Annotated in this window: 23 protein-coding genes and 1 tRNA gene; 9 read left to right on the forward strand and 15 right to left on the reverse strand. The window is 70.8% G+C overall.

Annotation, left to right across the window (positions count from 1 at the left end):
* The first annotated feature begins 22 nt into the window (after positions 1–22).
* Together ACIPJI_RS00825 and ACIPJI_RS00830 are read left to right on the forward strand one after the other, a co-directional pair.
* Entirely contained in the window at positions 23–610 is a 588-nt protein-coding gene (locus ACIPJI_RS00825) for a lytic polysaccharide monooxygenase (protein WP_356623110.1), read from the forward strand.
* A gap of 162 nt (positions 611–772) precedes the next feature.
* Entirely contained in the window at positions 773–1,168 is a 396-nt protein-coding gene (locus tag ACIPJI_RS00830; RefSeq protein WP_307706593.1) for a hypothetical protein, read from the forward strand.
* A gap of 108 nt (positions 1,169–1,276) precedes the next feature.
* On the opposite strand, the gene ACIPJI_RS00835 is transcribed toward ACIPJI_RS00830, so the two are convergent.
* The 6 genes from ACIPJI_RS00835 to ehuB all read right to left on the reverse strand — a co-directional run bounded on the left by ACIPJI_RS00835 (position 1,277) and on the right by ehuB (position 5,377).
* Positions 1,277–1,350: transfer RNA gene (locus tag ACIPJI_RS00835), tRNA-Lys, on the reverse strand.
* A 94-nt stretch (positions 1,351–1,444) separates the two neighbouring features.
* The gene (locus ACIPJI_RS00840) at positions 1,445–2,203 is read right to left on the reverse strand and encodes an IclR family transcriptional regulator C-terminal domain-containing protein (RefSeq protein ID WP_356623109.1); all 759 of its coding nucleotides are present in this window, start codon (positions 2,201–2,203) and stop codon (positions 1,445–1,447) included.
* 166 nt (positions 2,204–2,369) lie between these two features.
* Complete coding sequence (locus ACIPJI_RS00845) at positions 2,370–3,134, reverse strand: amino acid ABC transporter ATP-binding protein (protein ID WP_402243744.1); 765 nt, start codon at positions 3,132–3,134, stop codon at positions 2,370–2,372.
* Positions 3,124–3,774, reverse strand: a complete 651-nt coding sequence (gene ehuD / locus ACIPJI_RS00850; protein WP_307706592.1) for an ectoine/hydroxyectoine ABC transporter permease subunit EhuD — start codon at positions 3,772–3,774, stop codon at positions 3,124–3,126. The genes ACIPJI_RS00845 and ehuD overlap by 11 nt, the downstream gene beginning before the upstream one ends.
* The gene (ehuC, locus tag ACIPJI_RS00855) at positions 3,771–4,526 is read right to left on the reverse strand and encodes an ectoine/hydroxyectoine ABC transporter permease subunit EhuC (RefSeq protein ID WP_356623106.1); all 756 of its coding nucleotides are present in this window, start codon (positions 4,524–4,526) and stop codon (positions 3,771–3,773) included. Before ehuC ends, ehuD begins: the two co-directional genes overlap by 4 nt.
* A complete protein-coding gene (ehuB, locus tag ACIPJI_RS00860) occupies positions 4,523–5,377 on the reverse strand; it encodes an ectoine/hydroxyectoine ABC transporter substrate-binding protein EhuB (protein WP_159691736.1) in 855 nt (284 codons plus the stop codon). The genes ehuC and ehuB overlap by 4 nt, the downstream gene beginning before the upstream one ends.
* A 69-nt stretch (positions 5,378–5,446) precedes the next feature.
* Here ehuB and ACIPJI_RS00865 point away from each other — a divergent pair, with 69 nt between their 5' ends.
* Positions 5,447–5,947: a DUF3830 family protein gene (locus tag ACIPJI_RS00865; protein ID WP_402243745.1), complete on the forward strand. Its 501-nt coding sequence runs from the start codon at positions 5,447–5,449 to the stop codon at positions 5,945–5,947.
* 3 nt (positions 5,948–5,950) lie between these two features.
* On the opposite strand, the gene ACIPJI_RS00870 is transcribed toward ACIPJI_RS00865, so the two are convergent.
* Complete coding sequence (locus tag ACIPJI_RS00870; protein ID WP_402243747.1) at positions 5,951–7,336, reverse strand: amidase; 1,386 nt, start codon at positions 7,334–7,336, stop codon at positions 5,951–5,953.
* The gene (locus tag ACIPJI_RS00875; protein WP_307706588.1) at positions 7,317–8,279 is read right to left on the reverse strand and encodes a D-2-hydroxyacid dehydrogenase; all 963 of its coding nucleotides are present in this window, start codon (positions 8,277–8,279) and stop codon (positions 7,317–7,319) included. Before ACIPJI_RS00875 ends, ACIPJI_RS00870 begins: the two co-directional genes overlap by 20 nt.
* Positions 8,280–8,374: 95 nt before the next feature.
* Here ACIPJI_RS00875 and ACIPJI_RS00880 point away from each other — a divergent pair, with 95 nt between their 5' ends.
* Positions 8,375–9,172 carry a decarboxylase gene (locus ACIPJI_RS00880; protein ID WP_402243748.1) on the forward strand — a complete coding sequence of 266 codons (798 nt, stop codon included), beginning with the start codon at positions 8,375–8,377 and terminating at the stop codon, positions 9,170–9,172.
* Positions 9,169–9,888: a decarboxylase gene (locus tag ACIPJI_RS00885; protein WP_307706586.1), complete on the forward strand. Its 720-nt coding sequence runs from the start codon at positions 9,169–9,171 to the stop codon at positions 9,886–9,888. Before ACIPJI_RS00880 ends, ACIPJI_RS00885 begins: the two co-directional genes overlap by 4 nt.
* Positions 9,889–9,971: 83 nt before the next feature.
* Here ACIPJI_RS00885 and ACIPJI_RS00890 read toward each other — a convergent pair whose 3' ends face one another.
* The 6 genes from ACIPJI_RS00890 to ACIPJI_RS00915 form a co-directional block, all read right to left on the reverse strand.
* On the reverse strand, positions 9,972–10,952 hold the full coding sequence (locus ACIPJI_RS00890) for a hydroxyacid dehydrogenase (RefSeq protein WP_402243749.1): 981 nt from the start codon (positions 10,950–10,952) through the stop codon (positions 9,972–9,974).
* Between the two features lie 44 nt (positions 10,953–10,996).
* A complete protein-coding gene (locus tag ACIPJI_RS00895; RefSeq protein ID WP_307706584.1) occupies positions 10,997–11,863 on the reverse strand; it encodes a carbohydrate ABC transporter permease in 867 nt (288 codons plus the stop codon).
* 2 nt (positions 11,864–11,865) lie between these two features.
* On the reverse strand, positions 11,866–12,765 hold the full coding sequence (locus ACIPJI_RS00900; RefSeq protein WP_402243750.1) for a carbohydrate ABC transporter permease: 900 nt from the start codon (positions 12,763–12,765) through the stop codon (positions 11,866–11,868).
* Positions 12,766–12,831: 66 nt separating this feature from the next.
* The gene (locus tag ACIPJI_RS00905; RefSeq protein WP_402243751.1) at positions 12,832–14,163 is read right to left on the reverse strand and encodes an ABC transporter substrate-binding protein; all 1,332 of its coding nucleotides are present in this window, start codon (positions 14,161–14,163) and stop codon (positions 12,832–12,834) included.
* 201 nt (positions 14,164–14,364) lie between these two features.
* Positions 14,365–16,137 carry a beta-galactosidase family protein gene (locus ACIPJI_RS00910; RefSeq protein WP_402243752.1) on the reverse strand — a complete coding sequence of 591 codons (1,773 nt, stop codon included), beginning with the start codon at positions 16,135–16,137 and terminating at the stop codon, positions 14,365–14,367.
* A 38-nt stretch (positions 16,138–16,175) separates the two neighbouring features.
* On the reverse strand, positions 16,176–17,231 hold the full coding sequence (locus ACIPJI_RS00915) for a substrate-binding domain-containing protein (RefSeq protein ID WP_402243753.1): 1,056 nt from the start codon (positions 17,229–17,231) through the stop codon (positions 16,176–16,178).
* Positions 17,232–17,433: 202 nt separating this feature from the next.
* Between ACIPJI_RS00915 and ACIPJI_RS00920 the strand changes: the two genes are divergently transcribed.
* The 3 genes from ACIPJI_RS00920 (at position 17,434) to ACIPJI_RS00930 (ending at position 23,025) form a co-directional block, all read left to right on the forward strand.
* Entirely contained in the window at positions 17,434–19,878 is a 2,445-nt protein-coding gene (locus ACIPJI_RS00920; protein WP_356623093.1) for a polysaccharide lyase 8 family protein, read from the forward strand.
* Between the two features lie 105 nt (positions 19,879–19,983).
* Positions 19,984–21,093, forward strand: coding sequence for an LLM class flavin-dependent oxidoreductase (locus ACIPJI_RS00925; RefSeq protein ID WP_402243755.1), 1,110 nt, complete (start codon positions 19,984–19,986; stop codon positions 21,091–21,093).
* A 210-nt stretch (positions 21,094–21,303) separates the two neighbouring features.
* Positions 21,304–23,025, forward strand: a complete 1,722-nt coding sequence (locus ACIPJI_RS00930; protein WP_402243757.1) for a glycosyl hydrolase family 18 protein — start codon at positions 21,304–21,306, stop codon at positions 23,023–23,025.
* A gap of 111 nt (positions 23,026–23,136) precedes the next feature.
* On the opposite strand, the gene ACIPJI_RS00935 is transcribed toward ACIPJI_RS00930, so the two are convergent.
* Positions 23,137–24,969 carry an EAL domain-containing protein gene (locus ACIPJI_RS00935; RefSeq protein ID WP_356623089.1) on the reverse strand — a complete coding sequence of 611 codons (1,833 nt, stop codon included), beginning with the start codon at positions 24,967–24,969 and terminating at the stop codon, positions 23,137–23,139.
* 478 nt (positions 24,970–25,447) lie between these two features.
* On the opposite strand from ACIPJI_RS00935, the gene ACIPJI_RS00940 reads away from it, so the two are divergent.
* Complete coding sequence (locus tag ACIPJI_RS00940) at positions 25,448–26,626, forward strand: M6 family metalloprotease domain-containing protein (protein ID WP_356623087.1); 1,179 nt, start codon at positions 25,448–25,450, stop codon at positions 26,624–26,626.
* Positions 26,627–26,658 lie beyond the last annotated feature (32 nt).

Genomic DNA, 26,658 nt, shown 5'->3' on the forward strand with positions numbered 1-26,658 from the left:
CACGTTCTACCAGGAGCCAAGCATGCGAAAGAAGATAGGCGCGGCCGCGGTCGGCCTCGTCGTGACGGGTGCGACCCTGCTCGCCACCGGCAGTGCGAGCAGCCACGGCTACACCGACTCACCGATCAGCCGGCAGAAGCTCTGCGCCAACAAGACGGTGAGCAACTGCGGTCAGATCCAGTGGGAGCCGCAGAGCGTCGAGGGCCCGAAGGGCTTCCCAGCCGCGGGTCCGGCCGACGGCAGGATCTGTGCGGGCGGCAACGGCCAGTTCGCCGAACTGGACGACCCGCGCGGCGGAGCCTGGCCCACCACCAAGGTCAGTTCGGGCCAGAACTACACCTTCCGCTGGCAGTTCACCGCCAGGCACCGCACCACCGACTTCAAGTACTTCATCACCAAGGCCGGCTGGAACCCGAGCCAGCCGCTGACCCGGGCCGCACTGGAGTCGCAGCCCTTCCTGACCATCCCCTACGGCGGTCAGCAGCCGCCGGCCACCCTGTCCCACTCCGGCAACCTTCCCCAGCGGTCGGGCCGCCATCTGATCCTGGCGGTGTGGACGGTGCACGACACGGCGAACGCCTTCTACGCCTGCTCCGACGTGCAGTTCTGACGGCAGGCCGGTCACGCCGCGGCGACCCCTTCCGCCGGGGGTCGCCGCGGTCGTGTGCCCGCCTTGCCCCGCGATGTTCATGGAAAGCGGGTGCACCTGGCAGGATCATCGGATGACCGTGAATCGATCCCTCCTCCGCCGTCCGGAGGGCCGCCCGCAGCCATGCTGATCGATCTGGAGAGAACCGAACAGCTCCCCGGCGGACTGTGCCTCGCTCACGCGCGCACTCTCATCGGACCGGTCGTCGCCCGCTGGTGCGGTGACCCCGACGCGCTGCCCGGCCGGTACGACGCCGAGTGGACGGTCGACGAGGACGTGGCCTGGCTGGCCAACACGCACCCCGCCCCCGAGCAGTCCTACCGGATCGGCCCGCGGCCGGACGGTCTGCTGCTGCGCGGCCGGCTCGACGAGGTCGCCCGTGCCGCCGCCGTCCTGGACCTGGCGGGGACCTTGATCCTGCTGGACCTGGCCGGCCCGCTGCCGGACGGGGCCCTCGGAACATGGATCGACATCCACGCGGAGCGGGAGAAGGTGGCCCTCTATCCGTACGAGCTGTGAGGAGCGCCACGTCGGCGCAAGCCGGCCCCGCGCGGCACGGGTATGCCGCACACGGAAAAGCCCTGTGGGGCATCCCGGATCACCGGAATGCCCCACAGGGTCTGGTTGTGCGCCGCCAGGGACTCGAACCCCGGACCCGCTGATTAAGAGTCAGCTGCTCTAACCAACTGAGCTAGCGGCGCCTCTTTCGTCTGCCGCTCCGCGGCTGACTCATTAATAGTACCTGGTCCGAAGGGGTGCTCCGGACCAGGTGCGAGGCAGGCGCCGCGGACGGCTCTAGATCGCGAGCGAGAGCACCACCGGGGCCGCCCGGCGGTTCAGGGTGTCGGCGGCCGAGCGCAGCCGGTGCGCGTGCTCGACCGGGAGGGACAGCGCCAGGCAGCCCACGGAGGAGCCGGCCGTCAGCGGTACGGCGGCGCACACGGTGCCCACCGCGTATTCCTGGAGGTCCAGGACGGGGACCGTCGGCGGCTGGCTGTCCAGCTTGGAGAAGAGCAGCCGCTCGCTGGTGATCGTGCGCGACGTCAGACGGGCGATCTTGTGCCGGGAGAGGTGGTCGCGGCGGCCGTTCACGTCGAGCTGGGTCAGCAGGCACTTGCCGACCGCACTGGCGTGGGCGGCGGAGCGGAAGTCCACCCACTCGTTCACCTTCGGCGTGCCGGGGCCGTCGGCGAACTGGGTGATCTTGACCTCGCCGTCGATGTAACGGCTGATGTAGACGGCGGCGCCGACCGAGTCGCGCAGCTCGGTCAGGGTGTCCTGGAGCTTGGCCGCCAGCGCCTCCTTGCGGGTGGCGCCGGAGCCCAGCAGGACCAGCGACTCGCCGATCACATAGGCGCCGTCGGCGACCTGCTCCACATACGCCTCGCGGCGGAGCATGGCCAGCAGTGGGGTGAGGTGGCCGGTCGGCAGGCCGGTCTCCCGTGCGATCTGGACGTCGGTGACCCCGCCACTGTGCTTGGAGATCGTCTCCAGGACGCGCAAGACGTATTGCACCGAGTGGAACGGCGCGGTCGGCTCGGGCTTCAGCGCCACGGTTTCCCCCTAGCAGGTTGTTACCGCAAGCTTCCCTACCACGATAGCGGCCAAGACCCGTTTGATGGGCGCCTGTTGGCGTAAATGATGAGGCGCCCCGCGTCACACGCTGGGGCGCATCACCATGGCATATGCCAGGGGCAGGCTTGACCGACGGAGTGAGAGGTCAGAGCACCGCACCGAGGAATTCGCGAGTACGTTCGTGCTCCGGATCCGAGAAGATTTTTTCCGGCGGACCCGACTCGATCACCTTCCCGGCGTCGAACATGAGCACGTCGTCCGAGATGTCACGGGCGAAATTCATCTCATGGGTCACACAGAGCATGGTGATGTCCGTGGTGCGCGCGATGTCACGCAGCAGGGCCAGCACCCCGGCGACCAGCTCGGGGTCGAGCGCCGAGGTCACCTCGTCGAGCAGCAGCACCTGCGGCCGCATGGCCAGCGCCCGGGCGATCGCCACCCGCTGCTGCTGGCCGCCGGAGAGCTGCGTCGGCTTCGCGTCGCAGCGGTCGGCCAGGCCCACCAGGTCGAGGAGCTCCTTGGCACGCACCTCCGCCTCGTCCTTGGAGAGGCCCAGCACCCGCACCGGGGCCTCCGTCAGATTCCGCAGCACGGTCATGTTGGGGAACAGGTTGAACTGCTGGAAGACCATACCGATCTTCTTGCGCGCCTCGCGGCGCTCCTTCTCGGGGGCCGGGAAGAGCCGGTTGCCGTTCACCTGGATCGTGCCCTCGTCGGGCCGCTCCAGGGTCATCAGCAGCCGCAGGATCGTGGTCTTGCCCGAGCCGGAGGGGCCGATCAGCGTGACGTGCTTGCCCGGGCGGACCGAGAAGCAGAGATCGTCGAGGACCGTGTTGTCGCCGAATCTCTTGGTGACGTTGTCGAACCGGATCAGGGTGTCGGGCGTGGTGCCGGTGAGGTCAGCGGACAAGGCGGCGCTCCAGGGTTCGTACAAGAAGAGAAGCCGGATAGGCGATGAGGACGAAGGCGATGCCGATCAGGGTCAGCGGCTCGGTGTACTGGAACGTCGACGCGCTCTCCAGCCGTGACTGCTGGAGCAGCTCCAGCACGCCGATCGCGGCGAGCAGCGGAGTGTCCTTGAGCATGGCGATGACGTAGTTGCCGAGCGCGGGCGTGATCCGGCGCACGGCCTGCGGCAGGACGACCGCGATCCAGGTGCGGTGGGCGGGCAGGCTCAGTGCCGTCGCCGCCTCCCACTGCCCGGGCGGCACCGCTTCGATGCCGGCACGGTAGACCTGCGCGGTGTACGTCGAGTAGTGCAGCCCGATCGCGATCGTGCCCGTGGTCAGGGCGGAGAACTGCACGCCCCACTCCGGCAGCACGAAGTAGAGGAAGAACAACTGCACCAGCAGCGGGGTGGTGCGGATGAACTCGGTGACGAGGTTCACCGGCCACCGGATGAAACGGGTCGGCGCCCGGAAGGCGATCGCCCAGACGAGGCCGAGGGTGAAGGAGATCAACGAGCCGAGCACCAGCACCTGCAGCGTGATCAGCACGCCGTCCCAGAAGCGCGGCATGAAGTCCGCGACCGCGGACCAGTCCCAGGTCACTTCGAAGCACCCCCCGCCACCGCGGTACCGGCGAGCTTGTCCTCGGCGCGCTCCCTGCCCGGGTCCTTGGCGAACAGGCCCCCGAGCAGACCGGGCGGCGACTCGATGCCGACGTTCCGTTTGGTCCTGCGCTCCAGAGCCTTCATGGAACGCGTCAGGGCGAAGGCGAGCACGAAGTAGATGACCAGGCTGATCGTGTAGATCTGCGCACTCTCCTGGGTGGCCAGCCGCACCAGGTAGGCGGCGAAGGAGACGTCACCCACGCCCAGCAGCGACACCAGGGCCGTGCCCTTGAGCAGCTCGATCAGCAGGTTGCAGAACGACGGAATCATCTCCGGCACCGCCTGCGGCAGCAGGATCAGCCGCAGCCGCTGCCACGGCGTGAAGCTCAGCGCGATGCCCGCCTCGCGCTGCGCGACGGCCACCGAGTTCAGCGCGCCCCGCACGATCTCGGCGCCGTACGCGCCGTACGACAGGCCGAGTGCCAGCACCGCGGCCCACATGGGGACGAGCTGCCGACCCATGAGCGGGGGCACCACGAAGAACAGCCAGAACATCAGCACCAGCGCGGAGGTGCCCCGGAAGATCTCGGTGTAGAAGCCCGCCAGGAAGCGGACGGTCCGCGAGCGGTGGGTGCGTGCCGTGCCGACGGCGAAGGCGACGACGGCCGCCAGCGCCGCGCTGTAGACCAGCAGTTGAACGGTGATCCAGATACCGGGCAGCACCCAGTTCTGCCAGAGTCCCGCTGTCATCGGCACAGCTCCTCGGCAGTGAGCGTGGTCATCTCGTTCTTGGTGAAGCCGAACGGCTTCAGGATGCGGAAGAGCTCGCCGCTCTTCTTCATCTTGTGGATCTCCACGTTGAAGGCGTCACGCAGTTCGGTGTCGGTCGGCCGGAACGCGAACCCGCCGCCGTCGATCTGCTTCTCGCCGTCGACCACGGCCGCGAACGGCTCGGTCGCCTCCGCCTTCGTGCTCTTCCTCACCACTTCGCGGGCGGTCAGCGCGGTGCCCGCGAAGACGTCCACGCGTCCGGACTCGACGGCGTTCAGCCCGGCCACCTGGTCCTGGAGGATGACGATGTCCTTCTCCGGAATGCCCGCGGCGACCGCGTAGGCGATCTCGGCGTAGCCCGTTCCGGTGGAGAATCTCGCCTTCGCCTTCACCACGTCCTCGTAGGTGCGCAGGTTCTTCGGGTTGCCCTTGCGCACGATGAACGAGTCGAGCATCTGGTACTCGGGGTCGGCGAAGATGACCTGCTCGCACCGCTCCTTGTTGATGTACATCCCTGCGGAGACCACATCGAACTGCTGCGAGTTCAGCCCGGGTATGAGCGAGGCGAAGTCGGTCGCGACCGGCTGGACACTGTCTATCCCGAGCCGCTGGAAGATGACCCGGGCCAGCTCAGGGGCCTCGCCCGTGAACTCGCCCTGCTCATCGACATAGCCGTAGGGCACCTCGCCCGCGATGCCGAGGCGCACGGTGCCCTGGGACTTCAGCCGGGCCAGCGCGTCGCCGGACGGCACGCGACTGCACCCCGCCGCACCGGCGACGGTCAGCGCGCCGGCGGCCGCCGTGCCGAGCAACAGGGCGCGTCTGCTCATCGATCCTGGTTGTCTTGTACGAGCCATGGGCGCGCGGCTACCCGTGCGTTCGCGGGGTATGCGTATGAGATGGCCGACCGATACCTGACCGTTGCCTTGAGCAAGCGAGGGGTGGAGTGCACCGCCCGTCTGCTCTTCGACAAAGCCCCGCTGACCTGCGCGGCGGTGTGGGCGGCACTGCCGCTCGCCGGAGATGTCTACCACGCGAAATACGCGCGGAATGAGATCTATGCGCTGCTGCCGGCGTTCGCCGCGCAGGAGCCGCCGCTGGAGAACCCGACGGTCACCCCCATCCCGGGTGATCTGTGCTATTTCACCTTCACGGACATGCAGTTGGGCACGGACTCCTACGGCTACGAGTCCGCCGCCGCGCACCGGGGGCGGGCGACGGTCGTGGACCTCGCGCTGTTCTACGAGCGCAACAACCTGCTGCTGAACGGGGACACCGGGTGGGTGCCGGGCATCGTGTGGGGTGAGGTTGTCGAAGGGCTCGACACGATGGCCGACGCCTGCCAGGACCTGTGGCGGACGGGCGCGGCGGGCGAGACGCTCTCCTTCCGGCGGACGTAGGGGTCACCGGCCCGGTACGCCCGACTCGTACAGCGCGTGCGCCGCGCGCAGCACCACCGCGTCCCCGTGCCGCGGACCGACCAGTTGGACGCCGATCGGCAGGCCCGCCTCGTCCGTGCCGCACGGCACCGACGCCGCGGGCTGCTGCGTCAGGTTGAAGGGGTACGTGAAGGGCGTCCACCCCGTCCAGCGATGGTGCGGTGAGCCCGCGGGGACCTCCGCGCCCGCCTCGAACGCCGTGATCGGCAGCGTCGGCGTGACCAGCAGGTCGTACGACGTGTGGAAGCGGCCCATCCGCCGGCCCAGCGCCATCCGCGTGTCGACCGCCGCCAGATAGTCGAGCGCGCTGTACCGTGCCCCGGCCGCGACGATCTCCCGGAGGCCGGGGTCGAGCAGTTCGCGCTGCTTCGTTCCGAGGTGCTGCACCAGCCGGGCCGCGCCGCTGAACCACAGGGTGTGGAAGGCCTCGACGGGGTCGGTGAAGTCGGGGTCGGTCTCCTCGACGTACGCCCCGGCCTCCGCCAGCGCGCCCACGGCCCGTCGTACCGCCGCGGCGACGGCGGGCCGTACCGCGACCTGGCCGCCGAGCGACGGGGAGTACGCGATCCGCAGGCCCTTGACGCCCTCGGCGAGGCCCGCGGCCACCGAGGAGGAGGGGCCCAGGTGGGACCAGTCGCGCCAGTCCTCGCCGGTGATCACGTCGAGCATCAGCGCCGCGTCCGCCGCGTCCCGGGTCAGCGGCCCGACGTGGGCCAGCGTCCCGAAGGGGCTCGACGGATACATCGGCACCCGCCCGTACGTCGGTTTGAGCCCGAAGACACCGCAGAAGGACGCCGGGATGCGGACGGAGCCGCCGCCGTCCGTCCCGAGCGACAGCGCGCCCGCGCCCAGCGCCACGGCCGCGGCGCTCCCGCCGCTGGAGCCGCCCGCGGTGCGCGACGGGTCCCTGGGGTTGCCGGTCACCCCGTGCCGGGGCGAGTCGGTGACGCCCTTCCAGCCGAACTCGGGGGTCGTCGTCTTGCCGAGGAACACCGCGTTGTGGGCGCGCAGCCGGGCGACCGACGGCGCGTCCTCGTCCCAGGGGCCGTCGCTGCCGATGGTCCATGAGCCGCGCAGGGTCGGGCCGCCGCGCTGCAGCAGGAGGTCCTTCACCGTGACGGGCACCCCGTCCAGCAGCCCTTCCTGCTCACCGCGTTGCCATCGCCGCGCCGACGCCTCCGCCTGGGCCACGGCCTCCTCCGCGTCGACCCGGACGAAGGCGTTGACCTGCGGTTCCGTCTCCTCGATCCGGTCCAGTGCCGCGCGGGTCGCCTCGACGGGGGAGAAGTCGCCCTTTCGGTAGCCGGCCAGCAGTCGACGTGCGGTGAGGTCAGTCAGGCGAGTCGTCATGCATGGGGACGTACCCACGTTTCTTGTCCACCACGTTCGGAAGGGGCTTTCCGGCGGACCACAGCTCGTACATGTCGACGAACTGTTCCCCGAGCCGGTCGCGCCAGCCGACCGTGTCTCCGCTCATGTGCGGCGAGACGATCAGGCCCGGCGTGTCCCACAGCGGACTGTCGGGCAGGAGCGGCTCCTGCTCGAAGACGTCCAGGGCCGCCCCGGCGATCCACCGTTTGTCGAGGGCGGCGATCAGGTCGCTCTCGACCACGAGCGGCCCGCGTCCGACGTTCACGAAGCGCGCGGAGGGCTGCATCAGGTCGAAGCGCCGGGCGTCGAACATGCCCCGGGTGTCGTCGGTGAGCGGCGCCGCGCACACCACCCAGTCCGCCCGGGCCAGCAGCGGATCGAGGTCGCGGACGCCGTGGATGCCGTCGCGGGGCGTCCGGCCGACGACGGCGGTGCGGATCCCGAGCGCCCTGAGCGTGCGGGAGATCGCCCGGCCGATGGGTCCCGCTCCGACCACCGCGGCCCGTGTCCCGGCCACCGACAGGCCCTCGCGGTGTTGCCAGCGCCGCTGCCGTTGGAGGTCCAGGGTGCCGGGCAGGTCCTTGGCCATGGCCAGGACCAGGGCGGCCACGTATTCGGCGATGGGCGCCTCGAAGATTCCGCGGGCGTTGGTCACCACGGTGTCGGATTCGGCCAGTTCCGGGCAGAGCAGCCGGTCCACGCCGGCGCTCGGGGTGTGCACCCATCGCGGCCGCGGGCCGTCGCCCGGCCAGGCACGGCGGACCGCGTCGGAGGTGAAGTCCCATACCAACAAAGCGTCTGCCGAGGGTAGTTGGTCAGCGAGAGTGTCCTCGTCCGCGTAGGCCACACGGACCTTTCCGGTCAGCCGGCCGAGCCGCGGCAAGGGGTCGGCGGCCAGTACGAGAAGTTTCGGTTCGGACATCGGGCGGAAACCGCTCCCTCACGTCTGACATGTACGGATTGACCACGCTCGCACCCGAACCTACCGTCGTCAACAAGACACCGAGGGGGCCTGCGATGGATGTCTCCTTTCTGGGTGGACCGCAGCCGCAACACGGCGTCGGTGTGGTCGCCCCGTTCGACTTCGCGCTCGACCGTGAGCTGTGGCGCTGGGTCCCCGACGACGTCTCGCTGCGTCTGACGCGCACCCCTTTCGTGCCCGTCGGGGTCTCCCTCGACCTGGCCCGTCTGGTGAGTGAGCACGAGACGCTGCGTGAGGCCGTACGGGCCCTCGGCGCTTCCGAGCCCGAGGTCATCGCGTACGCCTGCGCCTCGGGCAGTTTTGTGGGGGGCCTCGCCGGGGAACGCGCCATGTGCGAGGTGATGAACTCGGCGGGCGAGGTGCCCTCCCTCACCACCTCCGGGGCGCTGCTGCAAGCGCTGGAGGAGCTCGGCGCCTGCCGGATCGCCCTGGTCACGCCCTATACGGAGTCTGTCACCCGCTCACTGGAGGCATATCTGGGAGAAGCTGGAGTGACGGTGACGGGCTGCGCCTTTCTGGGCCTGACCCGCCACATCTGGAAGGTGCCGTACCGGGCGGTGGTCGACATGGCGAGAACGGCGGTGGTCGGAGCGGCCGACGCCTTGTTCATCAGCTGCACCAACCTGGCGACGTACGACACGATCCCGCAGCTGGAGGCCGAACTGAGGATGCCGGTGCTGTCCGCCAACCAGGTGACGATGTGGGCCGCGCTGCGCGCCATCGGCTCCCGGGCCGTCGGCCCTTACCAGACACTTCTCATGGAGCCGGAGGCACTCGCGGGGACGCTGCCGGACGCGCAGCCGGATCCCGAAGAACAGGAAGGCTGGACATGACGACGGTCGGACTTCTCTACCCGGGACACTCCGCGGAGGACGACTACCCACGGCTCGAGGTCCTGCTGGACAGCGACATCAGGCTGCCCATCGTCCACACCGACATCGGCGAGGACGCGCACCGCCTCGACGCGCTGCTGAAGATGGGCTCGCCGGAGCGGCTCGCCGCCGGTGTGGAGGCGCTGCGGCTGGAAGGGGCCGAGTCGGTGGTGTGGGCGTGCACCAGCGGAAGCTTCGTCCTCGGGTGGGAAGGCGCCCACGAGCAGGTGCGTGAGCTCGCCAAGGCGGCGGGGCTGCCCGCGTCCAGCACCTCGTTCGGCTTCGTGAACGCCGTGCGGCACCTGGGTACGCCACGGGTCGCGATCGCCGCCACCTACCCGGCGGACGTCACCGAGTACTTCGCGGCGTTTCTCGAGAAGTCCGGCGCCGTGGTCGTCTCCGGCCGGGACGCCGGCATCCTGACCGCGGAGGAGGTCGGCACCTGGGACCGCGAGCAGGTGCTCGACCTCGCCCGTTCGGCCGACCATCCGAACGCGGACGTGGTGCTGATGCCGGACACGGCCCTGCACACCGTCGCCCATCTGGCCGACCTGGAGGAAGCGCTGGGCAAGCCGGTGCTCACCGCGAACCAGGTGACCGTGTGGGAGGGACTGCGGCTGGCGGACCGGCGTGCCTGGGGCGACAAGCTGGGCCGGCTCTTCGCCCGCCCCGACTGAGCCGCGTGCCCCTTACCGTGACGGCCGGCCGGCGCTTCCCTCCAGGGGACGCCGGCCGGCCGTCGAGCGGGGCCGCCCGCCGGTCACGCGGACCGGGCGAGGGCTTCCGGGTGGACCGGATCGGCGAACGGCAGTCCGCGCCCGTACCGCTCCAGCTCGTCCAGCGCCGCGTGCGTGATACGGCCCAGCTCGTTGCCGAGGGAGCCGGCCACATGGGGGGTGAGCAGCACGTTCGGCAGGTCGTACAGCGGTGAGCCGGCCGGCAGGACCTCCGGGTCCGTCACGTCGAGGACGGCGTTCAGCCGGCCGGAGACCAGTTCGTCGGTGAGGGCGGCGGTGTCCACGAGCGAGCCCCGCGCCGTGTTCACGACGGTGGCACCGTCGGGCAGCGCCCCGAGCCGGGCACGGTCGAACAGGTGGCGGGTCTCCGGCAGCTCGGGGGCGTGCAGGGTCACCACGTCGCTGCAACGGGCGAGGGTGTCCAGATCCACCGGGCGGACGCCGAGCCGTTCCGCCTCGTCCGCCGGGAGGTACGGATCGTGCAGCAGGATCCGCAGGTCGTAGGGGCGCAGCAGCTCGACGACCCGCCGCCCGATCCGGGACGCGCCGACGACCCCGACCGTGCGGCCGTAGTTGCCGCCGGAGCCGATGACGTCGATGGGGCTCACCCAGCGGCGCTGCTCCCGGTACACGCGTGCCGTGTACAGCACCCGCTTCCCGGCGAAGAGGATCGCCGCGACCGTGTACTCGGCGACCGGCAGGGCGTTGGCCTGCGCCGCGGAGGCGACCGTGAGGCCCCGCTGCCAGCAGGCATCGGTGATGTGGTGCTTCACGGACCCCGCCGCGTGCACGACCGTACGGAGCTGTGGCATCCGCTCGAGTGCCCCGGCGGTCAGCGGTGGGCAGCCCCAGCCGGTGAAGAGGGCCTCCGCCTCCGCGAGCCGGTCCGCGACCGCCGGGTCGGCGAAGTCGCCGACCACGCATGACGGGTCGGTGTCCGCGACGGCGACGAGCCGGGCGAGTGCCGCGTCGTCGAACAGGGCCCGGCGGACCGGCAGGTCCATCGCGAGGACGGTACGGGGACGGCGGTACGGGCGGTGTACGGACCTCACTTGACGGCTCCCGCGGTCAGGCCGGAGCGCCAGTAGCGCTGGAGCGCGACGAAGGCGGCGGCGAGCGGCACGATGGACAGCAGCGATCCGGTGATGACGAACGCGTAGAACTGCGGCTCCTGCGCGAGGGTGGCGTTCCAGTTGAACAGGCCGAGGCCCACCGGATAGAGCGCGGAGTCGTTCAGCATGACCAGCGGCAGGAAGAAGTTGTTCCAGCTGCCGGTGAAGGAGAAGAGGAAGATCGTCATGAACGCGGGCGACAGCATCGGCAGTGCCACGGAGCGGAACGTGCGCAGCTCTCCGGCGCCGTCGATCCTGGCGGCCTCCAGGGTCTCGCCGGGGACGTAGCTCTCCGCGAAGACCCTCGCGAGATACACGCCGAACGGATTGACCAGGCCGGGGACGAGCACGGCCCAGTAGGTGTTCACCAGGCCGATCTCCGAGGCCATCAGGTACATGGGCAGCGAGATCACCGTGTGCGGGACGAGGATGCCCAGCAGCACCAGCCCGTAGAGCTTCTCCTTGCCCCGAAAGGTGTACTTGTCGAAGGCGTAGCCCGCGAGGAGCGAGATCAGCGTCGAGGCGAGAGCGCCGGCGACCGAGTACAGCATGCTGTTCGCGAGCCAGCGGCCGAAGATCCCGTCCTGGTACGCGAAGAGATCGGCGAGGTTGGAGAAGAGGTTGAACTCGGCGAGCCGGAATCCCGGCCGGCCGAACAGGTCGCCGTTGTCCTTGGTGGCGTTGACCAGCAGCCAGCTGAGCGGCATGAGGGTGTAGAGGGCGACGAGGGCGAGCAGCGTGTTGACGACGGTGCGCGACGCCCAGGTGCTCGTCGAGGCCGGGGAGGTGCTCGGGGCGGGCATGCTCACGCCTCCTTCCAGCGGTTGCCGAGCCGTGTGATGACGAACGAGAGCGCGGCGCCGAGCACCGCCAGGATCAGTGAGGCGGCGGCGGCCAGGCCGTAGTCGTGTTCGGTGAAGGCGGCCTGGTAGATGAACATCACCGGGCTCCAGTCCTGGGATATCGAGGAGGCCCTGGTCCGCAGCACCTCCGGCTCGTTGAAGAGCTGGATCGCGCCGACGGCGGTGAACAGCATGGTGAGCACCACGGCGGACCGGATCATCGGGAGCTTCACGGACCAGCCGGTCCGCAGCTCGCCCGCGCCGTCCACGGTGGCCGCTTCGAGGGTCTCCCTCGGCACCGCCTGAAGGGCCGCGTAGAAGATCACCATGTTGTAGCCGATCCACTGCCAGGCGGCGGCGTTGACCATCGAGAAGATCACCGCGTCCGGGCCCAGGAAGTCCCAGTCGGCCCCCAACGAGGAGAGCAGGTCGATGACCGGGCTGAGTCCGGGCGTGTAGAGGAACCCCCAGATGATCGCCGCGATCAGGCCGGGCACGGCGTGCGGCAGGAAGTAGGCGAGCTGGAAGAACTTCTTCGCCCGGGCCATCGCCGAGTCCACCAGCAGCGCGAGGAGGAGGGCGCCGCCCACCATGACGGGGATGTAGATCACGCAGTACAGGGCGACATGCAGGAAGCCACGGCGGAAACCGGGGTCGTCGAAGGCGCGCAGGTAGTTGTCGACGCCGACGAAGAGGGTCTGCGTACCGCCGAACCCCAGGCCGGACGTGGCCTGTTCACGAAAGAGGCTCATCCACACCGCGTAGCCGACGGGGGCGACGAGGGTGGCGAGGAAGAGGATGAAGAAGGGGGCGATGAAGAGCACCGGTGTGCTGCGCCGCCCGATGCCGGGCCGGGGTGTCATCGGCGGTAACTCCTTGGGACGATCGGCTCGTCGGGCCGGGCGCGAGTGCCCGGCCCGACGCGGGGACTACTTCGCGAGCTTCAGACCCCGGTCCGTGATCGCCTTCTCCGCCGCCGCCTGTCCGGCCTGGAACGCGGCCCAGAACTCGCCGCTCTTCTGCGCCTTGCCGAACTCGGCCTGCATGGTCATGGTCGTGGAGTTGTGCACGGGGCTCCAGCTCCAGCCCGTGACGATGGTGGGCACCTGCTCGCCCGCGACCGCGTAGATGTCCTGGCCGCCGAAGAACGAGGCGTCGAACGTCGACTTGGCGGTGGCGCGCAGCTTCTCCGCGGCGGGCAGGGCGCTGGACGTCCCGGCGGCGAGACGGGCCTTGACCGCCTCCTCGTCCGTGGTCGCCCACTTGATGAACTCCGCCGCGGCGGTGGCCTTCCTGCTGTCCTTGGTGATCGCGAAGGCGGAACCGCCGACGGCGCCCGTCACGGGCTCGCCCCAGTGGGGGAGCGGGGCCTCGGCCCACTTGCCCTGCTGCTTCGGGTACGTCGTCCTGATCGAGCCGGCGCTCCAGGAGGCGCCGATCAGGGCGATCGCCCTGCTGTCGGTGACGGCCTTGGTGGCCTCGGGGCTCCACGCCTTGTGGTTGAGGACGAGGTCCTGCTCGACCAGGTCCTTCCAGTAGTCGGCGACCTTCTTGGTGGCCGGGTCGGTGATGTTCACCTTCCAGGCGTCGCCGCTGGAGCCGTACCACCGGGCGCCCGCCTGCTGGGCGAGGCCGGCCCAGGTGGCGGTGTCGTCGCCCCAGAAGTCGAGGAGGCGGGCCTCGCCCTTGGAGGCGGTCTTCACCTTCTCGGCCGCCGCCTTGAACTCGTCCCACGTCTTGGGGACCTCGACGCCGTACTGCTTGAACAGGTCGGTCCGGTAGTAGAGCGTCTGGGGGGCCACGTCGTAGGGGGAGGCCCAGGTCTTGCCGCCGAGTTCGACCAGGCCGCGGACGGCCTCGGGGGAGTAGCTCTCGACGGAGTCGCCGAGCTCTGCGGAGGAGTCGCGGATCAGGCCCTGAGTGACGAGGTCCGGTACGGCCTGGTACTCGACGTTGACGACGTCGGGCGCGTTGCCCGCCTTCACCGCCTTGGAGATCTTGTCGTAGCCGCCGTTCAGCCCGGCGGGGATCTCCGCGAAGGTGACCTTGATGCCGGGGTGGCTCTTGTTGAACGCGGCGGCCATGTCCTTGGTGCCGGGCATCCAGGACCAGTAGGTGATCTCGACGGGCTTGCCGGCGGTGCCGGTGCCGGCGTCCGCCTGGGCCCCGCCGCCGTTGCCCCCGCACGCCGTGGCGAGGACCGCGAGGGACACGACGGCTGCCGCGAGGGCTATGGAGGACGTACGGGAAGTGGTGTGCATGAGCGCTGCTCCTACGGGAGGCCTGGGGGCTCGTCCGGCCCTGACCCGCCGGACAGCCCCTGAAGGGGCGGCGAGTTGCTGCACATCTTTCGGTCAGCTCCGAACAGAGTCAATAGCAAATGAACAAACGAGCAGAAACGATCGAACTCTCGATCTCTTGTGTCCGGTCGCTCAGCTCCCACCCGTCCGACCCGGCCCGGCTCAACCCAGCTCGGGGGCCTCACGCAGCTCCACGACCGGACGGCGGTCCTGGGGCAGCGGCCCGTCCAGCTCCAGGACGACGATCTCGTTGCGGCCCTGCCGCAGCAGCGGCCACGGCAGATAGAGGGTCCGCTGCGGGCCCCGCTCCCAGTAGCGCCCGAGGCAGAAGCCGTTGACCCAGACGTAGCCCTTGCGCATGCCGGGCAGCGCCAGACAGCCGTCGGCCGGCTCCGCGACGTCCAGGAACCCCCGGTGGAAGACCGGCCCTGGGCCGGAGGCCGCCGTCCCCCACGGCAGGCCGTCCGGCGTCCCGTGGCCGAGCTCCACGGCCCGCGCCGACCAGCCGTGCAGCATCTGCTGCGTGTGCAGCACCCGGGCGACCCCCTTGCGATCGCCGAGGGCCGTCCCGTAGTTGACCCTGCCCATCGACTCGACGAGCAGCTCCACCCGTGCGTGCGGCCCGCCCACGGCGACGTCGGGCAGCGACTCGGCGGCGTCCCGTTCCAGCACGCCCGCCGCCTCGCCGTCCACGAAGACGTGCGCCCGGTCGGCGAGCCCCTGCACCGAGAGCGGGTACGGGCCGCGCGGACCCGGTATCCGGCTGCCGTACAGCACCAGACCGTGGCCGATGCCCAGCTCCTCGAACGACGGCGGCTCCGCGGCCCGCACCTCGGGCCCCGCCAGCAGGTCCAGCACGTCGAAGAGGCGCACGGACTCCTCGAGCGCCACCTCGCCGGCCGGCAGCAGCGGCGCCGGCGGCTCGGGAGCGGGCAGCGGCCCGTCCGCGTACCGCTCCAGCACCTTGCGGAACGCCCAGAACTTCTCGGTCACCGCTCCCCGCTCGTCGACGGGTGCGTCGTAGTCGTACGAGGTCACGGTGGGCCGGTAGCCCGTACCGGCCGCCGGGTCCTCGGTGTTGGCGCCGGCCCAGGTGGAGAAGTTGGTGCCGCCGTGCGCCATGTAGATGTTGACCGAGGCCCCCGCGGCCAGCAGTTCCTCCAGGACACCCGCGGCGTCGGCCGGGTCGCGTACGACGTGGTCGGTGCCCCAGTGGTCGAACCAGCCGCACCAGAACTCCATGCACATCGCGGGATCGTCCGGGCGCAGCCGCGCCAGGTCCGCGAGGGCCTCCGCCGGGCGGCTGCCGAAGTTGACCGTGGCCAGGTGCCCCGGGAGGGTGCCGCCGGTCAGGAAGAAGTCGTCGGGGCCGTCGGAGGTGAACAGCGGCACGTCGATGCCACGTGCCCGCAGCCCGGTCGCCAGGTGTTCCAGGTAACCCGTGTCCGTGCCGTAGGACCCGTACTCGTTCTCGACCTGCACCATGAGCACGTTCCCGCCGCGGCCGACCTGGTGGGCGGCGACCACGGGGATCAACCGGTCGAACCAGCGGTCCACGTGCGCGAGATAGGCCGCGTCCTGGCAGCGCAGCGCCCGTACCTCCGGGTCGGCGAGCAGCCACCAGGGCAGTCCGCCGTTCTCCCACTCGGCACAGATGTACGGCGAGGGCCGGACGATCGCGTGCAGCCCGGCCTCGCGGGTCGCGTGCAGGAAGCGGTCGAGGTCGGCGATCCCGTCGAAGTCGTACACACCGGGGCGCGGTTCGTGGAGGTTCCACGGCACGTACGTCTCCACGGTGTCGAGGCCCATCGCGCGCAGCATGCGCAGCCGGTGGGGCCACTGTTCGGGCAGCACCCGGAAGTAGTGGAGCGCGCCGGACAGCAGGCGCAGGGGTCGGCCGTCGAGGGAGAAACCCTCGGTGGAAACACGGAACATGAGGGTCTCTCCGTCGGAACGTGGTGGTCGCCGGTCGATCAGACGCTGGAGGAGCGGACGTGCAGCTCGGGCAGGATCGCCAGCCGGTGCCTGGCCCTGCCCGGGTCGGCGAGGCGGCGGGCGAGCAGTTCTACAGCCGCCGCCCCGACGGCGTGCTTGGGCGGGGCGACGGCGGTGAGCGGGATGTCGGCGAGGGAGGCGACCTCGTCGTCGTAGGCCACGATGGCGACGTCACCGGGCACGTCGATGCCACGCGCCCGCAGGCGCTGGAGCACGACGATGGCGTCGTGGTCGTTGTGGATCAGCGCGGCGTCGAGCCGCCCGTCGGTGACCGCCGTGGTGAAGTCCGCGAGCAGCCTCTCCCGTTCGGCCGCCTCGCCGGCCGGCGGCGGCAGCCGGTACGGTCCGGCGCCGGGCGCGTCGAGGCCGGCCACCGCGAGCCCGCCGACGTAGCCCTCCAGTACCGGTTCGCCGTGCGGACTGTCGTCGCGGAGCATCAGGCCGATGCGCCGGCGCCCGGTGCCGGCCAGATGCTGTACGGCGAGCCGCGCGCCGTGGACGTGGTCGGTGACCACGCGCTCGGCGCCGGAGGCGTCGTCCCCGGGACGGCGCTCCACCAGCACGTGCGGCACGGCCAGTTCGGCGAGCCAGGGCTGGGCGACGGCGAAGCTGCACGGGGTGATCAGCAGCCCGTCGATGCCGTCGGCGAGCATCTGGCGCGCCTGCGCCCGTTCCTCGTCGGAGCTGTACTGGGAGATGCCGAGGACCAGCCGGACGCCGTGTTCCGCGGCCGCCTCCCGGGCGCCCTTGATGACCTCGGGGTAGTAGTAGTCGGCGGCCGGCACGATCAGTCCGAAGACCGGCTCCTCACCGCGGGGGCGGGGCCGCGGCTCGCCGGCGGCCCCTGCGCGGGTCTCCGGCAGGACGGCCCCGCCGTGCACCCGGGCGACGAGGCCGCGTTCGGCGAGGGCCTCCACGTCCCGGCGGACCGTGACGGGTGACACCTGCAACTCCTCGGCGAACTCGGTGACGCGCAGCGAGCCGTGCTCGCGCAGCCTGCGGAGTATCGCCTGATGCCTCTCTTCGGCGTGCATCTGCTCCGGTTCCCCTTCCGTCGGGCTGAGCTGCAGTGTAGCCGCCCTCTGATCGACTGTGCACGTTTCTGCTCGATCAATCAATTCGAGCAAAGAATGCGCGATTCATTGACTCGTTGTTCGAGCCTGTGGGAGAAACCGCTCACCCGAGCGTGGGCCCCGAGGCCCACGATGCCCCCCAGGCTCCGGAGGTTCCTCCGCCATGCCCTCCCACGTCCCCGCCGCCTTCCTGTCCCGCCGCGCCGTGCTGCGCGCCGCTTCGATCGCCGCCCTCGCCGCAGCCGCGGCCGGCCCGCTCGCCACGGCCGCGGCTCCGACCGCGCACGCCGCCGACGCCTACGACGCACTCCGCCTCACCTGGCGCGATCTGATTCTCGGCACCGGTTTCAGCCCCACGGCGGAACCGTACGCCTCCAAGCTCGCCGCCCTCGGCCGCACGGCCGCCGCCCTCCGCTCGGCGATGGCGCCCGCGAACGGCTCGCTCTGGCCCGAACTCCCGTACGCCGACCCGGAGCCGGACACCGACGCCGAGTCGTACACCTACTCCGGCAACCTGGGCATCAGCTTCAACCGGCTGCGCACCCTCGCCGAGGCCCACAGCAGGCCCGGCACCGGCCTGACCGGCGACGCCGGCCTGCTCGCCGACATCATCACCGGCCTCGACCACCTGCACGACGAGGCGTACCACGCCGACGGCGTCCGCTACGGCAACTGGTACAACTGGCAGATCGGCATCCCGCAGGCGCTCCTCGACGTCGACGTCCTGCTGCACGACCACCTGGGCGCCGCCCGGCTCGCCGCACACTGCGCGGCCGTCGACCGTTTCGTCCCGGACAGCGTCGTGGCCCAGTACACCGGCACCTCCACCGGGGCCAACCGTGTGGACCTGTGCCGCGTCCTCGCCCTCCGCGGGGTGATCGGCAAGAACTCGGCCAAGCTTGCCCTCGCACGCGACGCGCTCTCGCCGGTGTTCCCTTACGTCACCTCGGGCGACGGCCTCCACGCCGACGGCAGCTTCATCCAGCACACCTACGTCCCCTACGCGGGGTCGTACGGCGCCGTGATGCTCGGCGGCCTCTCCCTCATGTTCGCCCTCCTCCAGGGCTCTGCCTGGGAGATCACCGACGCCGGCCGGCAGATCGTCCTCGATTCGGTCGAGAAGGCGTACGCGCCCTTCCTCTTCAACGGGCTCGCCATGGACGGCGTGTCGGGGCGGGCCGTCAGCCGAGGCGTGCAGAAGTCGGACACCACCGCCCTCCACCAGGACGACCACCAGCGCGGCCACTCGATCATCGCCTGCATCGCGCTGCTCGCCCGCAGCGCCTCCGCCGCGGAGAAGGCCCGCTGGGACTCGATGGTCAAGGGCTGGATCGACCGCGACCACTACCGCCCGGTCCTGACCAGCCCGGCGCTCGGCGTGGCGCAGCTGTCCCGGCTGAAGGCGGTCGCCGACGGCCCGGCGGTGCCGGGCCCGGAGCCGGTCGGCCACCGTCTCTTCCCGGGCATGGACCGGGCGGTGCACCGCCGCCCCGGCTGGGCCGCCGCGCTCTCCATGGCCTCCAACCGGATCACGTACTACGAGAACGGCAACGGCGAGAACCTCCGCGCCTGGCACAGCGGCTCCGGAATGCTCTACTGGTGGGGCGACTCCTTCGCCAACGGCCAGTACTCGGACGACTTCTGGCCCACGGTCGACCCCTACCGGCTGCCGGGCACCACCGCCTCCCGCAAGCCGCTGGCGGACGGTGAAGGAGGCACCTGGGGAGCGGCCCGCCCCGATGTCCGCTGGGTCGGCGGCGCGAGCGACGGGACGTACGCGGCGGTCGGCCAGTACCTGAAGGGGCTGTCCTCCACCCTCCTCGCCAAGAAGTCGTGGTTCTTCCTCGACGACGCGGTCGTCTGCCTCGGCGCGGGCATCCACGGCAGGGACGGCACGGGCGTCGAGTCCGTCGTCGAGAACCGCAACCTCGGCGCGGACGGCGGGCACGGCTTCACCGTCGACGGCACGCCCCGGCCCACCGCGCCCGGGTGGAGCGCCACCCTGACGGGGGCCCGCTGGGCCCACCTCGCGGGTCACGCCGGCTACGTCTTCCCGGGCGGCGCCACCGTGAAGGCCCTGCGCCAGGCCCGTACCGGCGCCTGGTCGGACATCAACAAGGGTGCTGTGACGGACCCGGTCACCCGCCGCTATCTGACGCTGTGGTTCGACCACGGCACCGACCCGACGTGGGCGACGTACGCGTACGTCCTGATGCCCGGGGCGAGCGAGGCGCAGACCGCCGCACGCGCCGCCGACACGGACTGGCTCACCGTCCTCGCGAACACCGCCGACCACCAGGGAGTGCACGTCCCCTCGGTGGGCTTCACCGGCGTGAACTTCTGGTTCGGCGGCACGGTCGGCGCGCTGACCGCGAGCGCGCCGGCCTCCGTGATGATCCGCGAGAGCGGGGCCGGCACCGCGACGGTCTGTGTCTCCGGCCCGCTGCGGGACGGCGCCGCCATCGACCTGACATGGGACCGCCGCGTCTCCTCCGTGACCGCCCAGGACAGCTCCGTGCGGGTGCTCGCCACCGGCCCGTCCCTGAAGCTGCGGATCACGCCCGGCACGCTGGGCGCCGTGCACAGGGCGGTGGTCCGGACGGCCTGAGCGGGTCCGCCGCCGGCGCGGACCTCGGGGGGCGCGGGGAATAACCGGAGACGCCCTCCTGTTGGCTGTCGAGGCTACGTACGACAGACGCAGGAGGGCCCAGCGGTGAACGCAGACGCAGTGGACGAGATCCGAGGCACGGCGGCCGGGACCGCCCCCGTACCCCTGTCCGTGCTCGACCTCGTCACCGTCGGCAGCGGGCGCACCGCCACCGACGCGCTGCGCACCAGCGTGGAGCTGGCGCGGCTCGCGGAGAGCCGCGGCTACCACCGGCACTGGGTGGCGGAGCACCACTCCATGCCCGGTGTCGCGTCGTCGTCCCCGGCCGTGATCCTCGCCCACCTCGCCGCCCACACCGAGCGCATCCGGCTCGGCTCCGGCGGTGTGATGCTGCCCAACCACGCCCCGCTGGTGATCGCGGAGCAGTTCGGCACCCTCGAGGCGCTTGCCCCGGGCCGGATCGACCTCGGTCTCGGCCGGGCCCCCGGCACCGACGGCGCGACGGCGGCTGCCCTGCGCCGCACCGACCGGCTGAACGAAGGCGCGGACGACTTCCCGCAGCAGCTCGCCGAGCTGACCCGCTTCCTGGACGACGACTTCCCCGACGGGCACCCGTACGCCCGCATCCACGCCGTCCCCGGTCCCGTGCAGGCCACCTCACCCGGCGGTGTCCAGTCGCCGGCCCGCCCGCCGCTGTGGCTGCTCGGCTCCTCCGGCTTCAGCGCACGGCTCGCCGGCGTGCTCGGGCTCCCGTTCGCCTTCGCGCACCACTTCTCGGCACAGAACACCGTCCCGGCGCTGGACCTCTACCGCGAGTCCTTCCGGCCGTCCGCGGTGCTCGACGCCCCGTACGCCCTGATCGGCGTGTCCGCGCTCGCCTCCGACGACGAGAAGGAGGCCCGCCGGCAAGTCCTCACCGGCGCGCTGTCCATGGTGCGGCTGCGCACGGGCCGGCCGGGGCTGATCCCGACGCCGAAGGAGGCGGAGGCGTACGACTTCGGCCCGATGGAGCGCGACGTCGCGGAGAGCTGGCTGCGCAACGTGGTGCACGGCACGCCGGACGCCGTCCGTGCCGGACTCGACGACCTCCACAAGCGCACCGGCGCCGACGAGTTGATGATCACGGCCAACGCGCACGGCGGCGATGTCCGGCTGCGCAGCTACGAACTCATCGCCGACGCGTACGGACTTCCGACCGCGCCGGTTCCTTCCTGAGCCTTTCGGCAGTGGCTCATTAAAGAGGGCTTAAACCGCTCGTCACCCATGGTGGCGAGCGGTTTTTCGCAACGGGTGCGGGCCTCTGACACGGGCTTTCTGGCCCAAATTGGTCTAGTCCTCATTTGGTGCAGACCATTGACGTGGACTTCGGGCGACGGCTATCACTGCTTCAACTCCCGTACCACGCACCCCCCTCGGAGGCCGCACGTGCACGTCCGCAGACCCTTGCTCGCAGCGCTCACCAGCGCGGCACTCGCCGCCGGAGCGCTGGCGGCCGTCGTCGGCCCCGGTTCCGCCCAGGCCGCCGACGTGGCCCCCGCGGCCGCTTCGGCCGGTGGCGTCAAGATCGCCTACTACGACCAGTGGAGCGTGTACGGCAACGCCTTCTACCCCAAGCACCTCGACACCCGGGGCATCGCCGAGAAGCTCGACGTCATCAACTACTCGTTCGGCAACATCCACCCCACCGAACTGACCTGCTTCGAGGCCAACAAGGCCGCCGGCGACGACGCCGACCCCAACGCCGGTGACGGCGCGGGCGATTCGTACGCCGACTACCAGCGCTCGTTCTCCGCGGCCGACAGCGTGGACGGCGTGGCCGACACCTGGAACCAGCCGATCGTGGGGGTTTTCAACCAGTTCAAGGAGCTGAAGGCCAAGCACCCGCACCTGAAGATCAACATCTCGCTGGGCGGCTGGACCTACTCCAAGTACTTCCACGACGCTGCCAAGACGGACGCGAGCCGCAAGAAGTTCGTCGCCTCGTGCGTCAAGCAGTACATCGCCGGAGACCTGCCCGTCGAGGGCGGCTACGGCGGCCCCGGCACCGCCGCCGGCATCTTCGACGGCATCGACATCGACTGGGAGTACCCGGGCTCGCCCGACGGTCACCTCGGCAACCACTACGGTCCCGAGGACAAGCAGAACTTCACGCTGCTGCTGGCCGAGTTCCGCAAGCAGCTCGACGCGTACGGTGCCGCTCACGGCGGCAAGAAGTACCTGCTCACGGCCGCCCTGCCGGCCGGCCAGGACAAGATCAGGCACATCGAGACCGACAAGATCGGCGCGTACCTCGACTACGCGAACATCATGACGTACGACATGCACGGTGCCTGGGACGGCGACGGGCCCGCGTACCACCAGTCGCCGCTGTACTCCCCGGCGTCCGACCCGACCGACCCCGTCAAGCCGGGCACCCAGAAGTACTCGATCGACAACGCCATCGACGCGTGGATCGACGGCAACAGCGCCTACGGCATCGCCGGCGGGTTCCCGGCCGGCAAGCTCACGCTCGGGTACGAGTTCTACTACCGCGGCTGGAAGGGCGTCCCGACGGGCACCCGCAACGGCCTCGGCGGCAGTGCCACCGGCGCGTCGGCCGCCCGTCCCGTCAGCCAGCAGGCGGGGATCGCGCACTACAAGGAACTCGGCGGCATCGTCGACAACCCGGCGACCACCTTCTGGGACGACGAGGCGAAGGCCGCGTACTTCTACAAGGACGGCGAGTTCTTCACCGGACTCGACCGGCGGGCCGTCCAGGCACGGGCGGACTACGCGCACGAGCGTGGGCTGGCGGGGGCGATGATGTACTCGCTGCTCGGGCTGGACACCCAGGCGACCCTGTTCCACCAGATCGTGACCGCGGTCGGTTCGTCCCCGACGGACCCGCAGCCCACCCCGACGCCGACAGACCCGCAGCCCACCCCGACGCCGACGGAGCCGACGCCGACCCCGACCGAGCCGACCCCCACCCCGACGGACCCGCAGCCCGGTTGCACCGCCGCGGCCTGGACCTCCACCGCCGTCTACAACAACGGCAGCGAGGCCTCGCACAAGGGCCGTCTCTGGAAGGCCAAGTGGTGGACGCAGGGCGAGGAGCCCGGCACCACGGGCGAGTGGGGAGTCTGGCAGGACCTCGGCGCCTGCTGACCCGGACCGTCGCCCCACCACGCATCTGATCCTCCACGGCCCGGCGGCCGTGGGGGATCCCCGTGTCCTGGCCATGGCACCCACGGCCCCTGCGAGCGGCGGCGCCGACCCTCAGCCGGGCGCCGTCGCCGGCTGAGGGCAGGGTCCCGCGCCCAGCATCTCCGCGATGCGTTCCGGGCCGACCGCGCGTGAGTAGAGCCAGCCCTGGCCCGTGTCGCAGCCGATGCGGCGCAGGCGGGAGGCCTGGCCCGAGGTCTCCACACACTCCGCGGTGACGGTCAGGCCCAGCCGGTGGGCCAGTTCCACCAGGGCCTGGACGATCGTCTCGTCGGCAGGGTTGGCGTGGGCCTCGTCCTGGAAGCCGCGGACAAACGTTCCGTCGAGCTTCAGTACGGATACCGGCAGCCGGCTCAGGTACGCGAGGTTGGAGTAGCCGGTACCGAAGTCGTCGATGGCGATGTGCACGCCCATGTCGCTCAGCGCCTGGAGCGCCTGGAGCGGCCGGCCCGCCGAGCCCATCACCGCGGACTCGGTGAGTTCCAACTGCAGCAGGTGCGCGGGCAGGCCCGTCTCCGCGAGGATCTCGGCGACGTCGGCGACCAGGTCGGAGTCCCAGACCTGCCGCACGGCGACGTTGACGCTGACGAACAGCGGCGGGACGTCCGGATGGTCGAGCTGCCACTGCCTGGCCTGCCGGCACGCCGTGCGCAGCACCCACTGCCCGAGCTGCACGATCGAGCCGTCCTCCTCGGCGATCGCGACGAACCGATTCGGCGTGAGCGTGCCGAACTGCGGGTGGTTCCAGCGCACCAGCGCCTCCACACCCCGCGTCACTCCGTCGGCCATGCCCACCAGCGGCTGGTACTCGAGGGTGAACTCCCCGCGTTCCACGGCCGGACGCAGCATCGAGGAGAGCGCCTGCCGGGTCATCCGGTGCGCGTTGCGCTCCGGGTCGAAGAGTGTCCAGCGGGACTTGCCGTCCTCCTTCGCCCAGTACAGCGTCGTGTCCGCGGCCTGCATCAGGCCGGTCGCGCTCGTACCCGACACCGCCCGCTCCACCACGCCGATCGACGCGGACACCGACAGCCGCTGGCCCGCCAGGTCGAACGGCTCCTGGAGTGCCTCCAGTACGGACCTGGCGAGGTCGGCGACCTGCTCCGTGCCGGTGGAGTCCTCGACGAGGATCGCGAACTCGTCGCCGCCGAGTCTGGCGACCAGATGGCCGCCGCCCCGCGCGGCGCCGCCCGCGTCCGCGCACTCGGCCAATCGGGTGGCGACGGCGGCGAGCAGCCGGTCGCCGACGCGGTGCCCGAGGGTGTCGTTGACGGCCTTGAACCCGTCGAGGTCGAGGTAGCACAGGCCGATCCGGCCGCTGGAGCCCAGGTCATAGGGGGAGGACTCCAGCGCGGCGGTCAGCCGCTCGAAGAAGAGCGCCCGGTTGGGCAGCCGCGTCACCGGGTCGTGCATCTGGAGATGCCGCAGCCTGGCCCGCAGCTCGCGACGGTCGCTGATGTCCGCGACGGACAGCAGCACGGTGCCGCTGTCGGGGACAGGGGAGACGGTCACCTCTGCCCACAGCGCACGGCCGTCCGGGTGCTTGAGACGGCGGGTGCAGCGGAACCGCGAGCGGCGGCCACGCAGCACCTCGCGGTACGCGTGCCAGGTGCGGACGTCGGAGGCGAGGTCGATGAGATCGGCCGCGTACCGGTCGCGCAGCTCCACGGGCCGGGTGCCCAGCAGCGCGGCGAGCGCCTCGTTGGCGCTGATCACCAGGCCCTGGTGGTCGACGACTGCCATGGCCAGTTGTGCCGCGTTGAAGGCGGCCCGGTAGTCGTGCAGTTCGGACGACTTCCGGCCGAAGTTGTGACGCTCCGTGACCGAAGGTCGGATGCTTCCGGGGACTGCGACGCCCGCGGGCCCTTGTCCTTCGGAGGTTCCGCTCACCGCTCACTCCCGCAGTGCAGTTGTGTCGTACAGGGTCGTACAAATGTGGTCGGGGGACGGCCCGCCAAGGCAGTCGGCGAAGAAATCCAGCAAGAACTCGGGGAAAGTGTGCCGATCATAGAGGCAGCCGAGGCGGCCCTTCCAGCGTGACCATCATGCGACAGGGCCTCCAGAGGGAACGGCCGATCGTTTCTGCGCGGGTCCGGACCGGGCTCTGGCGACCCTTGACCGAATGTGACTTTCCGTGAGCCATCGGAGTGTCGCCGGGTCTCGGAGCGGCATCGGCCCGGTGTCAGGTCGGTCACCCGAGTGGGGCACCGGAACAGGGCGAACCATCAGAAAACATCACAAGGTGGGTGACGCAACCTGCATTCCGCAGCCGGAGGTCCACGTGGAGGGTCAGCAGTCGCCCGAGGGAACACCCGGGAGAGTGGAAAGGGTGCGGCTGCGGAGTGCCGCTGCCGCGCTCACTTCCCTCATGGCGTTCGCGGCCACCTCCCTCGTGGCCGGCCCGACCGTCGCCGACACCGTGGGCGGTCCCTGCGCACTGCCCCGGACCACGGCCCACCACTCGCTGGGCCTCGACACCTGGAACGCCGCCTACACCAGGCCGGCCACCGGCCTCGACGCGGTGATGATCTTCCTGTCGTTCCCGGACTCCGAGCCGCTGAACACCCCCCGCGAGCTCGCCGCCGACCACTTCCCCGCCACCAGCGACTTCTTCCGGCGCGCCTCGTACGGGAAGTTCTCGCTGCGCGCCGATCCGCTGACCGAGTGGCTGCCGATGCCCAAGTCCTCCGTCGCCTACGGGATACAGCGCGACTGGGAACCCGAGAAGCGCGCCGCCTATCTGCGGGACGCGATCGACGTGGCCGACCGCGAGGTCGACTTCTCCGAGTACGACATCGTCTACCTGGTCGCCGACCCCGACGCGCCCGGCGTCGACTCCGACGCGACCAAGGTCGTCAACTTCGACCGGCCGCTGAGCGCCGACGGCACGGACATCCGGCGCGTGGTCACCGTCTTCGAGCGCCATCCGCCGGACCGCAACGTGCTCGCCCACGAGACCGGCCATGTCTTCGACCTGCCCGACCTCTACCACCGGCCCGTCGACGGCAACGGCGACTGGGACACCCACGTCGGGGACTGGGACGTCATGGGCAGCCAGTTCGGACTCGCCCCCGACCTGTTCGGCTGGCACAAGTGGAAGCTGGGCTGGCTGAGCCGGCAGGAGGTGCGGTGCGTCTCCGCGGAGCGCGGCGGCGGCATCGTGACCCTCGAACCCGTCGCGGCCGCGCCCATGGGCGGCGGGAGCATCGGCACCCGGCTGGCGGTCGTCCGCACCGGGCCCGACAGCGCGCTCGCGATCGAGGCCCGCGGCGCCACCGGCAACGACACCTACACCTGCACGGAGGGTGTCCTCCTCTACCGGGTGAGGGCCGAGACGGCGTCCGGCGCCGGGCCCGTCGAGGTCGTCGACACCCATCCGGACACGGACGCGTGCTGGGAGGAGTCGGTCTACCCGCCGCTCGCGGACGCGCCGCTGGGGGTCGGTGAGACCTTCACCATGCCGGGACCGCCGGGCGGACGGGCACGGGTGGAGGTCGCGGAAAGGTCGCGGACAGGGGCGTGGACGGTGAAGATCACCACTGCCTAGCGCCGGCCTGTTCCGGACACGAAAAAGGCCCC

The sequence above is a fragment of the Streptomyces sp. NPDC086835 genome (assembly GCF_044745705.1).
GTDB lineage: Bacteria > Actinomycetota > Actinomycetes > Streptomycetales > Streptomycetaceae > Streptomyces.

What these genes read in the sequence shown, in the direction of transcription:
- ACIPJI_RS00825 (WP_356623110.1), top strand. Translation starts at nt 23, where the DNA reads ATGCGAAAGAAGATAGGCGCGGCCGCGGTCGGCCTCGTCGTGACGGGT.
- ACIPJI_RS00830 (WP_307706593.1), top strand. Translation starts at nt 773, where the DNA reads ATGCTGATCGATCTGGAGAGAACCGAACAGCTCCCCGGCGGACTGTGC.
- ehuC (WP_356623106.1), bottom strand. Translation starts at nt 4,526, where the DNA reads ATGACAGCGGGACTCTGGCAGAACTGGGTGCTGCCCGGTATCTGGATC.
- ehuB (WP_159691736.1), bottom strand. Translation starts at nt 5,377, where the DNA reads ATGAGCAGACGCGCCCTGTTGCTCGGCACGGCGGCCGCCGGCGCGCTG.
- ACIPJI_RS00865 (WP_402243745.1), top strand. Translation starts at nt 5,447, where the DNA reads ATGGCCGACCGATACCTGACCGTTGCCTTGAGCAAGCGAGGGGTGGAG.
- ACIPJI_RS00870 (WP_402243747.1), bottom strand. Translation starts at nt 7,336, where the DNA reads ATGACGACTCGCCTGACTGACCTCACCGCACGTCGACTGCTGGCCGGC.
- ACIPJI_RS00875 (WP_307706588.1), bottom strand. Translation starts at nt 8,279, where the DNA reads ATGTCCGAACCGAAACTTCTCGTACTGGCCGCCGACCCCTTGCCGCGG.
- ACIPJI_RS00880 (WP_402243748.1), top strand. Translation starts at nt 8,375, where the DNA reads ATGGATGTCTCCTTTCTGGGTGGACCGCAGCCGCAACACGGCGTCGGT.
- ACIPJI_RS00885 (WP_307706586.1), top strand. Translation starts at nt 9,169, where the DNA reads ATGACGACGGTCGGACTTCTCTACCCGGGACACTCCGCGGAGGACGAC.
- ACIPJI_RS00890 (WP_402243749.1), bottom strand. Translation starts at nt 10,952, where the DNA reads ATGGACCTGCCGGTCCGCCGGGCCCTGTTCGACGACGCGGCACTCGCC.
- ACIPJI_RS00895 (WP_307706584.1), bottom strand. Translation starts at nt 11,863, where the DNA reads ATGCCCGCCCCGAGCACCTCCCCGGCCTCGACGAGCACCTGGGCGTCG.
- ACIPJI_RS00900 (WP_402243750.1), bottom strand. Translation starts at nt 12,765, where the DNA reads ATGACACCCCGGCCCGGCATCGGGCGGCGCAGCACACCGGTGCTCTTC.
- ACIPJI_RS00905 (WP_402243751.1), bottom strand. Translation starts at nt 14,163, where the DNA reads ATGCACACCACTTCCCGTACGTCCTCCATAGCCCTCGCGGCAGCCGTC.
- ACIPJI_RS00910 (WP_402243752.1), bottom strand. Translation starts at nt 16,137, where the DNA reads ATGTTCCGTGTTTCCACCGAGGGTTTCTCCCTCGACGGCCGACCCCTG.
- ACIPJI_RS00915 (WP_402243753.1), bottom strand. Translation starts at nt 17,231, where the DNA reads ATGCACGCCGAAGAGAGGCATCAGGCGATACTCCGCAGGCTGCGCGAG.
- ACIPJI_RS00920 (WP_356623093.1), top strand. Translation starts at nt 17,434, where the DNA reads ATGCCCTCCCACGTCCCCGCCGCCTTCCTGTCCCGCCGCGCCGTGCTG.
- ACIPJI_RS00940 (WP_356623087.1), top strand. Translation starts at nt 25,448, where the DNA reads ATGGCGTTCGCGGCCACCTCCCTCGTGGCCGGCCCGACCGTCGCCGAC.